At 45.2% G+C, this 9,904-nt stretch carries 13 protein-coding genes; 3 read left to right on the top strand and 10 right to left on the bottom strand.

Annotated elements, in window-relative coordinates; all coding sequences use genetic code 11:
* Positions 1 to 34 precede the first annotated feature (34 nt).
* Positions 35 to 172 carry a hypothetical protein gene (locus F6K46_RS13010; RefSeq protein ID WP_293052972.1) on the bottom strand — a complete coding sequence of 46 codons (138 nt, stop codon included), beginning with the start codon at positions 170 to 172 and terminating at the stop codon, positions 35 to 37.
* Between F6K46_RS13010 and F6K46_RS13005 the strand changes: the two genes are divergently transcribed.
* Positions 163 to 342 carry a hypothetical protein gene (locus tag F6K46_RS13005; RefSeq protein WP_293052969.1) on the top strand — a complete coding sequence of 60 codons (180 nt, stop codon included), beginning with the start codon at positions 163 to 165 and terminating at the stop codon, positions 340 to 342. The genes F6K46_RS13010 and F6K46_RS13005 overlap by 10 nt on opposite strands.
* 16 nt (positions 343 to 358) lie before the next feature.
* Here F6K46_RS13005 and psbV2 read toward each other — a convergent pair whose 3' ends face one another.
* The 9 genes from psbV2 to leuB all read right to left on the bottom strand — a co-directional run bounded on the left by psbV2 (position 359) and on the right by leuB (position 6,507).
* On the bottom strand, positions 359 to 940 hold the full coding sequence (psbV2, locus tag F6K46_RS13000; protein ID WP_293052966.1) for a photosystem II cytochrome PsbV2: 582 nt from the start codon (positions 938 to 940) through the stop codon (positions 359 to 361).
* 223 nt (positions 941 to 1,163) lie between these two features.
* Positions 1,164 to 1,652, bottom strand: coding sequence for a photosystem II cytochrome c-550 (gene psbV, locus F6K46_RS12995; RefSeq protein WP_293052963.1), 489 nt, complete (start codon positions 1,650 to 1,652; stop codon positions 1,164 to 1,166).
* Between the two features lie 143 nt (positions 1,653 to 1,795).
* Positions 1,796 to 1,978 (bottom strand): translation initiation factor IF-2, encoded by a 183-nt coding sequence (locus tag F6K46_RS12990; protein WP_293052960.1) that lies wholly within the window; start codon positions 1,976 to 1,978, stop codon positions 1,796 to 1,798.
* Between the two features lie 21 nt (positions 1,979 to 1,999).
* Entirely contained in the window at positions 2,000 to 2,137 is a 138-nt protein-coding gene (locus tag F6K46_RS12985; RefSeq protein ID WP_293052957.1) for a hypothetical protein, read from the bottom strand.
* A gap of 14 nt (positions 2,138 to 2,151) precedes the next feature.
* On the bottom strand, positions 2,152 to 3,084 hold the full coding sequence (gene accD / locus F6K46_RS12980) for an acetyl-CoA carboxylase, carboxyltransferase subunit beta (protein WP_293052954.1): 933 nt from the start codon (positions 3,082 to 3,084) through the stop codon (positions 2,152 to 2,154).
* 53 nt (positions 3,085 to 3,137) lie between these two features.
* Positions 3,138 to 3,359 (bottom strand): hypothetical protein, encoded by a 222-nt coding sequence (locus tag F6K46_RS12975; RefSeq protein WP_009149933.1) that lies wholly within the window; start codon positions 3,357 to 3,359, stop codon positions 3,138 to 3,140.
* A 565-nt stretch (positions 3,360 to 3,924) separates the two neighbouring features.
* Positions 3,925 to 4,758 (bottom strand): A24 family peptidase, encoded by an 834-nt coding sequence (locus F6K46_RS12970; protein WP_293053107.1) that lies wholly within the window; start codon positions 4,756 to 4,758, stop codon positions 3,925 to 3,927.
* A gap of 75 nt (positions 4,759 to 4,833) precedes the next feature.
* A complete protein-coding gene (locus tag F6K46_RS12965) occupies positions 4,834 to 5,097 on the bottom strand; it encodes a hypothetical protein (protein WP_365974096.1) in 264 nt (87 codons plus the stop codon).
* Positions 5,098 to 5,418: 321 nt separating this feature from the next.
* Entirely contained in the window at positions 5,419 to 6,507 is a 1,089-nt protein-coding gene (gene leuB / locus F6K46_RS12960; protein WP_293019303.1) for a 3-isopropylmalate dehydrogenase, read from the bottom strand.
* Between the two features lie 497 nt (positions 6,508 to 7,004).
* Between leuB and F6K46_RS12955 the strand changes: the two genes are divergently transcribed.
* The gene (locus tag F6K46_RS12955; RefSeq protein ID WP_293052946.1) at positions 7,005 to 7,955 is read left to right on the top strand and encodes an ABC transporter ATP-binding protein; all 951 of its coding nucleotides are present in this window, start codon (positions 7,005 to 7,007) and stop codon (positions 7,953 to 7,955) included.
* 52 nt (positions 7,956 to 8,007) lie between these two features.
* Positions 8,008 to 9,726, top strand: coding sequence for an ABC transporter permease subunit (locus F6K46_RS12950; RefSeq protein WP_293052944.1), 1,719 nt, complete (start codon positions 8,008 to 8,010; stop codon positions 9,724 to 9,726).
* The last annotated feature ends 178 nt before the right edge of the window (positions 9,727 to 9,904 follow it).

The raw sequence follows: 9,904 nt of genomic DNA, 5'->3' as shown, positions 1-9,904 counted from the left end.
AGCTAATGAAGAGATTCGATCAGGTGATTATTAACTAAGTTTTAGGGAGTCGGGAGTCGGGAGTCGGGAGTCGGGAGTCGGGAGTCGGGAGTCGAGAGTCGGGAGTCGGGAGTCGGGAGTCGGGAGTCGAGAGTCGGGAGTCGGGAGTCAGGAGTGTCGGAAGTGATAACAATCAATTTCAGTATTGAAAGCTATGCAGTCGTTCATGGGGTTTCCCCCATGAACGACTGCATCAAGAGAGAATCAAATATTATTGCTATTCCCTGTTCCGAGATCCGCTGTTCCCGATTCCCGATTCCCGATTCCCGATTCCCGATTCCCGATTCCCGATTCCCTGTATAGGTGTCAACCAGTAGGCTTAAAATAAATCCTCACTGCCCCATCCTGGTCCTTTCTGTGCGGCTCTGATCACAAATGCCGCTAATTTCTCGATTTCCTCCTGTGGTATCCAACTCTCTCGGACTTTGCGGCACGAGAAGCTATCATCTTTACCATCATAGGTCTTCGGTTGCCTCATAAAAGCAATGAAACCATTGAGATTATCTCGAGGTGGTGTTGCCTTAGCTAGTCTCTTCAGAGATAGAGACACGGTGGGATCAATAAGATTAGTTCCTCCCACATGACACATCTGGCAATTTTGGGAAAACAATTTTATACCAACAGACAAGTCTTCGCCATTAAACAGCTTAGTCTCTCCCTTGCCATCTACAGCAATCGCTACAGGTTCTGCCACATCTAGGTAGCGCCTGACATATTGGTTAACCGCAGCCTCAGCTGGTGAACTAACCGTCCATGTCCCTAGGCAGAACACCAGAACCACTAGCAAATAACGGATTGATACGAATAGACCTCTTGCGAAAGTAGTTTTTTGATACTTTTCCCGTGAATTGTTGTCCACTGTTCCCAACTTCTCAAAGAAGTCTAATAATCTACGGAGCATTGAGTATGTAAAGTGATATGTACTGATTGAGCAACAGGGCAGCGGCTTCTTCTATTAGCGAATCAGGTCTAGTTAAAGAAGCTAGGGTTATTGATTTTGGTTAACCCCTAAGCCCTAAGCCCTAACCCGTAACTGCCAAAAGAAAAAGCCTCTGCCCTTGCTGCTTAAATAAGCATAAAGCCTTTCGCTAGCTGCTTCCTAACCTCTGTACAAACAAACGTAATTAGTTACAGACCTTACCACAACCCCAGGTGTCGGGTCTCTGGTTGATCTCATAGAGAATATAACCAGCCATATTACGGAGGTCATCTTGGGAGACATTCCTCATATACGGAAAAACATCAGCACTCTTAGTGCTTGGATGAAATTCAGCGATCTCTATTTCCCCGTCGTAGGTAGTAGGATTGTTCAGATAGTCTATGATACCATCCAGGTTATCACGGGGTGGTGTTGCCAATTCTAAGTCCTCAGCACCAAGACTAACGTTAGGGTCAGTTTTAGTGTAACCCCCCTTGTGACATTGAGAACATTTAGCGTTAAACAGGCGTAAGCCTTTAACGATTTCTTCGTTACTCATCTCCACCATCTTACCTGCTTCATTGGAAGGTACGGTGCGGAGCTCTTTAGACAGGTCAAGGGCTGCTGAACTGCCCACTGCAATTTGAAAGGCAAAGAATAGGGTTGCCGTGATCAGCAATATAAATCGCTTCATTTTTGATTCTCCTCTAATAAAAATGTGGCTCATATGGGATTTTTTCATGCACAGCATTAACTGATTCCCTGCACATTCTCTCGCTGAGGGGGATCCGAGTCAACCAATCACGACTATCGAACTCAGGTATTACCGATTACCAATTAGCCATTGCCCTTTGTTTGAGACAAAATCTTTAATATAATAGCCTTCGCATCTTCTAGAGGCAGATGGGTGTCTTGATTTTTGTAAGCAATGCCCAACTGCTGGCATAGATCGAATACCTCTTCTACTCGAAGGTCATACTCGGCAGCAATTTCCACAATTGACAGGTCTGCAAAGCCCATGATAATTAAACGCGATCATAACTAAGGAACAGGGGGAGTGTGGGAGTTGTGGGGGCAAGAGGCAAGAGGCAATAGGCATGCTAGCAAGAGGCAAGACGGAATATTATCAAACCATCTGACTCCCCATCTCCCCATCTCCCCATCTCCCCATCTCCCCACACTTCCCACACTCCCTACTCCCTACTCCCTACTCCCAGCTCCGAAGTCACTACTGCTTCTGGCAGGGAAACCGCTACCGGTATAGTAGCCTGGGGTTGATGGAGGCGAATCAGCTGGGCTAGGGTTTTTTTCAACTGGGTGCGAGATACAATGGCATCAACAAAGCCATGCTCTAGCAAATATTCAGAGGTCTGGAAATTATCGGGTAGCTTTTCTCTTAGGGTCTGCTCAATCACTCGTCGTCCAGCAAATCCAATTAATGCCTTCGGTTCCGCTATAATAATATCCCCTAACATGGCAAAACTGGCGGTCACCCCACCAGTGGTAGGATGAGTAAGCACTGGAATGTAGAGTAGTCTGGCTTGACGATGGCGTTCCAAGGCACCAGAGATTTTGGCCATTTGCATCAGGCTTAACATCCCCTCCTGCATTCTGGCTCCACCAGATGCACAAACGATTATAACGGGTACCTGTTGCTTAGTTCCTTGTTCTATCAAACGAGTCAGTTTTTCCCCAACTACCGAACCCATACTACCGCCCATGAACCGGAAGTCCATCACTCCCAAAGCAATCGGCAAATTCTCTAGCTTACCGGTGCCGGTTTGTACGGCATCTGTGAGCTTAGTTTTTTCTTGGCTGTCTCGCAAACGATCACTATAGGATTTGCGATCGCAAAACTTCAGGGGATCCGTCGGATGTAGGTGTTCATCCAGTGAGATCCAGGTTTGGGGGTCAATCAGCTGGCGGATCCGCTCATCACTAGGGACTCGCATATGATGCTCACATTCAGTGCAAACCATTTGATTAGCTTGCAGGTCTCTGGCGTAGGAGAGCACTCCGCAAGCTTCACACTTTTTCCATAGCCCATCAGCAATCTCCCGTTCTTGGGGTTGTTTAGGGCTTGGTTCAATTTTTCGTCTATTTGCAAACCAATCGAATAGAGACATAAAAATTATTAAGTTAACGTACTATCTAAATTTTTTTAGCTATAGTCTGATTTTTATGATTGTCCTGCCTGCTCTTCTTCTGGGGAACTCAACAACAGTAAGGCTGTCCATTGATCTGGTGAGCGAACTTGTAAAGCCGCAGGGCTACCTGCACCTAAATAAGACATGATCCCAATATCAAGAATGCGACTTGGAATATCATGAGCGGCTAGCACCTGCTGCATCAGCTCGGCTTCCCAGCGAAGATTGGTAGTTCTGATTGTTATCCAAGACACAGGCTAATATAGCAAAGGGAACAGGGAACAGCGGATCTGGGAACTTCGGATCAATAATTATCAGAATTCCTACACGGATTGCTATACCAATAGGATTCCAAAGATTTTTCAGAGCCGTTCAATTTCATCTATCTATATAGCATTTATCAAGTGGGTGAGGGACTTTCGTCTTAGGTTTTAGGGAGTCAGGAGTCGGGAGTGGCGTTGATTAAAATTTAATTTACCTCATATAATTTACCTCATAATAATTATAAGTAACGCTATATAGTTCTATTTATATTTGTAGGTTATGCTTTATAATTGATAGTTAGTTATAGTTAAGATTAAGATAGTAAATTAACTGTTATAGGTTTACTGTTATAGGTTTACTGTTATAGGTTTACTGTTATAGGTTTACTGTTATATAGTGTTTCTCATAGCAATGAGGTACAAAGGATTTTTTCCCACTTCCGTTCCCCCCTTATTAAGGGGGGTTAGGGGGGATCCCTTTTCTGACTTCCCTACTCCCTACTCCCTACTCCCTACTCCCTAAAACCTAGATGGAGCATTCTTCAACCGATAATGTTTAACTCAATGGAAAAAATAGTTCTAGGTAAGTGGACACTATTAATTTACCCCACAGTAGAGTCAATCCTGCTCCCAAGGCTAGAAAAGGACCAAATGGCATTGGCTGTTTGCGATTCATCCAACCCAGGGCAATGGCTGCGCCACCAGCAAAAGCCCCTACACCACAAGCGATGAAACTAGCCAAGAGCAAATACTTCCAACCTAACCAAGCTCCCATCATCGCCGCTAGTTTAGCATCTCCTCCCCCCATAGCGGATTGACCAAAGGCAATCGAACCCCCAAAAGCAATCAGGTCAAACAACCAAATCCCTAGCACTGCACCTACCACCCCAGTCATTAATTGAGGAATTATTGCTATGGGTTGAGACCCCTGCAAAAAACCAGTAGTTCCTTGAAATACTAAACCAGCCACTAATCCAGACTGAGTTAGGGAATTCGGTAGGGTCATAGTATCGATATCAATCAGAGCTAGAGTCAACAGCCAGCTCAAAAACGCCCAATACCCTACGGTTTGCCAACCCCAACCATACATCCAGAAAACGAGTAAAAACAGTACACCGGTTATGGCCTCTACTAGGGGATAGCGGCTGGAAATCTTGGTATTACAGTGACGGCAACGTCCTTTTAAGCACAGCCAGCCCATTACCGGCACATTCTCTCCCTTGCCCAGCTTATGCAGACAATGGGGACAGCGGGAGGGGGGCCAAAGGATGGATAAACCAGCAGGTAGTCGGTAAACGACTACATTGAGAAAACTGCCAATAGATGCACCACTAGCGAAAACTATTGCGAAAACTATCGACCTTGTCAAGGCAGTGGATAATCCCACCATATCCTGTGTCACTTCCTAATTGCTATTGGTTCCTACCATAGAACTAAGACCAATGACCGATTTTCTTAATATTTATTAATAAAAGTCTCCTTCTAGTTGACTCAAAGGCACAAAGCATTCAGTTGGTAGAAGGATAGGTTTATCACTAAAGATTAACTTTCCTCTGAGGGTATATTTGTCAATGGCTACACCAGATGGCTGTTCATCTTGGTATGGATGAACTTCGTAGTAAACCTGGTATATATGCTTAGCTGCTCTCAAAACCGTAGGGTCTATCAGCTTCGGTAGCTCAATCCGAGTTTGGTAGTTTTCTTGTCTTTGCTGTGATGTATACACCACACTTTTTACCCTATTATTTCAGTTTGACTTTAATGCAATCACGCCCTTACGGCAAGGGAGTATTTCGGCAAAAGGGCACTGATTAACCAGAGGAAACCAACGGATTTTCCTGAGTTATTCTCACGCTTCAGCAGGTTTACCCGATAAAATCAAGAGTAAGCTATCAGCGGTCAGTAATCAGCGGTCAGTAATCAGCGGTTAGTAATCAGCGGTTAGTAATCAGCCTATGGGCTACCTCCCAGGGTCGAAGCCAAAGGCCAAGCGTGAGCCAAAGGCTCACGGCACCTCAAGCAGCACCTCAAGTAGCGCATAGGCTTACAATCAAGATTGCTCTAAGCACTCAATTAGGGAATCTCCCATAGCCCGACAACCTAAGAGATTCATGCCTTCTGAGATGATATCTCCTGTGCGATCGCCTTTATCTAAAACCTTGACAACTGCTTGTTCAATGCAATCTGCTGCTTCAGGCTGGTCTAAGCCATAACGTAACATCATCGCAGCACTGAGTACCATCGCTAGGGGATTGGCTTTATCTTGACCAGCAATATCTGGAGCTGAGCCATGAACGGGTTCAAAGACTCCAGGGTTAGATTCGCTTAAACTAGCAGAGGGTAACATGCCAATACTACCGGTAAGCATAGCAGCAGCATCGGATAAAATATCCCCGAACATATTACCAGTAACGATGGTATCAAATTGTTTCGGAGCTCTGACCAATTGCATAGCAGCATTATCCACATATAGGTGAGACAGTTCCACATCAGGATATTCCGCTGCTAGGGTTGTAATGCGATCGCGCCACAACTGGGAGACATCCAACACATTAGCTTTATCCACTGAACAAAGTTTACCACCGCGTTTTTTAGCCGTTTCAAACCCTACTCTAGCAATGCGGTCAATTTCGGCTTCGGTGTAAGCCATAGTATTGACTCCCCGTTTCTCGCCAGTTTCCTGAGAAAAAATCCCTTTAGGTTGTCCAAAGTAGATGCCACCAGTGAGTTCTCTAACCACCATAATATCCACCCCTTCAACCACGTTTCGTTTCAAGGTCGAGGCATCAATCAGTTGGGGGAATATTGTCGCTGGTCGTAGATTAGCAAACAACCCTAACCCTGCTCTTAATCCCAACAATCCCGTTTCTGGTCGTTGGTGGCGCGGCAGATTATCCCACTTGTAACCCCCAATGGCAGCGAGTAAAACGGCATCACTATTGCGACATAGTTCTAGCGTATCAGTAGGTAGGGGTTCATTAGTAGCATCAATAGCTACGCCACCGATTAGGGCTTCAGTAAATTTAAAATTAATATCGAATCGCTTGCCAACAAAGTTCAACACATCTACAGCTACTGCCATGATTTCTGGGCCAATCCCGTCACCAGGTAGCAGGGTAATGCGGTAGGAATAAGTCATAGTTAGTTTGGTCGATGCTCAAGTATGAGGTGTCGTGGGTATAAGTTATAGCGTTCGATACTATAGCATCTGGCCGGTATCTCAGGGTAATTTTTTGTTCAGCAGAGCTGGCAAGGGATAGGTTAAGGGATGTCACCGATGTAACTGATAGACTCAGACCTCGCAACAAGGTAACAGTCCGGAACGAATCCCTAAGCTAGCGATAACTGATAAAAATCAATAATTAAAATAATTCTACCCAAGCTCAACCGCCCTAGGTCAACCCATAGATCAACAAGAAAGCGCTAGGCTGGAGAAAAAACCAACATCAGGTGCGACCCGTAGCGAATTTAATTCTTAATGGGTTAAGCGAAACTATGAATTTCCCTTTGTGGTGCGACCCCGCCCTTTTTGAAAGCGCTAGGTAACGCCCACCAAGAGGAGGCTTTGGTCTTGTCCTTTATTGGCTTAGAAAGACCTTAGTCTTAGGCAAATTAAACAGCTAAAACCAGACTCTGATGGTAAAAGAACTGGCTATTGATATCCGTGGACTCACGAAGCAATTCGACCGCCATGTGGCTGTACATGAGGTAGATTTGCAAGTGGAAAGCGGTGAAGTTTACGGCTTAATTGGACCGAATGGTGCTGGGAAAACCACCCTGATCCGGATGTTAGCTGCAGCGGAAGAACCGACTACTGGTGAGATTTACATCAATGGTCAGCGTTTGCTAAGAGATCAAAGCAATCCTAGGCTAAAACAGCGTTTAGGTTATCTACCTGATGATTTTCCCCTCTATGAAGATTTGACGGTTTGGGACTACCTAGACTACTTCGCACGTCTATATAAATTACGAGGCTCAAAACGCCGACAACGCTTATACGATGTTCTGGAACTGATTGAATTAACCAACAAGCGTAATAGTTTGATTTCTACCCTCTCCCGGGGGATGAAACAGCGCCTTAGCCTGGCTCGCACTATCATTCATGAACCGATTTTACTGCTGCTGGATGAGCCAGTCTCTGGTCTTGACCCCATTGCTAGAATGAAGTTTCGGGAAATTATTAAGGTTCTCCAAGAAGCGGGGATGACCATTCTAATTTCCTCCCATGTCTTGAGTGATTTAGCCCAACTGTGTAGCTCAGTAGGCATCATGGAATTAGGGTATCTGGTAGAAAGCGCACCCCTAGATGAGTTTTACCAGCGTCTTGGTCGCCAGCAAATTTTGTTGTCAAGCCTAGGTCAGCTGGATGTAGTTAAAGGGGAATTGAAAAATAATCCCCTTGTAGAAGACTGGGAGATATTACCAGAACCAGGTCGGATGCGGATTCATTTTTCAGGAGGTCAAGAGGATTGTGCACAGCTATTGCGATCGCTGGTTAATGCTGGGATTCCCTTGACAGAATTCCAGTGCTCTCAAGAAGACTTAGAAACAATTTTCCTTAAATTAGGTCATCAGCAAGCATCATAGCTCGATCATAGCTGCCTCATCACATGGCGAGTAAAAGGAGACTAATAGCGATATGGCACTTAATAATTTAGTTAACCAACTTGGGGAATTGAATCCCCAGGTGTTTCGAGAACTCAAAGGGAGTTTCAAACAGCGGAATGTCCTGATTACAGTGGCAATATCCTTGGTTGGTCAGTTGGTGATGCTGATCGGTTTTGGAAGTCAGCTACCAGTGGCTGATGGTGATCGTACCATTTATAACCGATATTGCACTGGTGTCAAAGACTATTCCAACCTTACTTGCCTACCAGATGGCTTCGGAGGTTTTGAGATTAACTGGTCTCTGTGGTGGCAAGATGTATTTGTCTGGCTGAGTATTATCGGTATCTTCAGCTTGTTGGTGGTTGGCACCTATATGCTAATCAGTGACCTCTCTAAAGAAGAAAGTCGTGGCACCTTGAACTTTCTGCGGCTTACACCTCAGTCAAGCCGGAGCATCCTAGGTGGCAAACTACTGGGGGTACCAGCATTGCTTTATCTAGCAGTTGCTTTTGCCCTACCATTGCATTTTTGGGCAGCTGTTGCTGGTCAAATCCATTTGCTTGAGCTTTTAGGATTTTACACCGTTCTCGGTACCAGTTGCCTATTTTGCTATAGTATGGCGCTACTATTTGGCTTAGTTAGCAGATCTCTAGGAGGTTTCCAAGCTTGGTTAGGTTCTGGTGCTGTACTCATCTTTTTGTGGATCACGACCATGGTGATTCATGACAGTGGTGTCAGCCATTACCCAGCCGACTGGCTAACGTTGTTTAATCCCACCATTGTCTTACCGTACCTGATTGATTCTAATTCCTTTGATGGGAGTAGGATTTCTACTTATCACCGTAGTTTCCAAGATTTGCGCTGGTTTGGTATCCATATCGGTGCTAGTTTCTGGACTATGGCTGGTTTTATTATCCTCAACTACGGTGTTGGCAGCTACTGGCTTGGGCAAGGGCTAAATCGTTGCTTCCATAACCCTAAAGCTACCCTGATTAACAAGCAACAGAGTTACTGGCTGACCGCTAGCTTGCAAGCAGTGATTTTAGGATTTGCCCTCAACCCTCAAGTCAAAAACTGGCGTGGTTATACCCATGGCTTGGAGGAGAATTCACAGATGCTGCTGGTGTTCAACCTGGTGCTGTTTTTAGCTCTGATTGCTGCTTTGAGTCCCCATCGACAAAGCTTACAAGATTGGGCTCGTTACCGACATCAGGATCGGACTTTCCGCAAAAAAGGAGGGGTGATAGCTGACTTAATCTGGGGTGACAAAAGTCCAGCTGTGGTGGCAGTGGCAATAAATTGTGCGATCGCATCTGCCATGTTGCTGCCATGGATCCTACTTTGGCCTGCCAATGAGTACAAGATACCTGCCCTGTTCGCACTGTTGCTCAATAGCAGTATTATCATGATTTACGCCACAGTTGCTCAGTTGATGCTGTTGATGAAAGCAAAGAAGCGAGCCGCTGGTGCAGTGATCACAGTAGGAGGATTGATTCTCTTACCCCCCATCCTTTTCTCGATTGGGTCGATGGATCCCTATGAGACTCCTGCTTTATGGCTATTTTCCGCATTCCATTGGACTAGTTTGCAGCATGCTACTGCAAGTAGTGTTTTCTTGGCCATCATTGGTCAGTCCCTAGCCCTAACGTTATTGAACGTACAGCTAGGAAGACAATTGCGACAAGCAGGAGAATCAACCACCAAAGCCTTGCTTTCTGGAAAAACCCAATTACCAGTCACTGCTGATTAAGTTTTTTAGTGTACCTAAGGGTTGTTTCGACCCTTAGGTCGCGCGTCGATAAACTTTCCTACCCTAACCAATGACTGGATTATCAAAAGGTGCGACCCGTGGCGAATTTAATTCGCCAACGGAAAGCGCACCTAGGGGTTTTTTATTCTAATTATCGCGAAACATTTAAACAAAAAAT

This window comes from Moorena sp. SIO3E8 (genome assembly GCF_010692445.1).
GTDB classification, from domain to species: Bacteria; Cyanobacteriota; Cyanobacteriia; order Cyanobacteriales; family Coleofasciculaceae; genus Moorena; species Moorena bouillonii.
This window is presented reverse-complemented; position numbering and strand designations above follow the sequence as displayed.

What these genes read in the sequence shown, in the direction of transcription:
- psbV2 (WP_293052966.1), bottom strand. Translation starts at nt 940, where the DNA reads ATGCTCCGTAGATTATTAGACTTCTTTGAGAAGTTGGGAACAGTGGAC.
- psbV (WP_293052963.1), bottom strand. Translation starts at nt 1,652, where the DNA reads ATGAAGCGATTTATATTGCTGATCACGGCAACCCTATTCTTTGCCTTT.
- F6K46_RS12990 (WP_293052960.1), bottom strand. Translation starts at nt 1,978, where the DNA reads ATGGGCTTTGCAGACCTGTCAATTGTGGAAATTGCTGCCGAGTATGAC.
- accD (WP_293052954.1), bottom strand. Translation starts at nt 3,084, where the DNA reads ATGTCTCTATTCGATTGGTTTGCAAATAGACGAAAAATTGAACCAAGC.
- F6K46_RS12970 (WP_293053107.1), bottom strand. Translation starts at nt 4,758, where the DNA reads ATGGTGGGATTATCCACTGCCTTGACAAGGTCGATAGTTTTCGCAATA.
- leuB (WP_293019303.1), bottom strand. Translation starts at nt 6,507, where the DNA reads ATGACTTATTCCTACCGCATTACCCTGCTACCTGGTGACGGGATTGGC.
- F6K46_RS12955 (WP_293052946.1), top strand. Translation starts at nt 7,005, where the DNA reads ATGGTAAAAGAACTGGCTATTGATATCCGTGGACTCACGAAGCAATTC.
- F6K46_RS12950 (WP_293052944.1), top strand. Translation starts at nt 8,008, where the DNA reads ATGGCACTTAATAATTTAGTTAACCAACTTGGGGAATTGAATCCCCAG.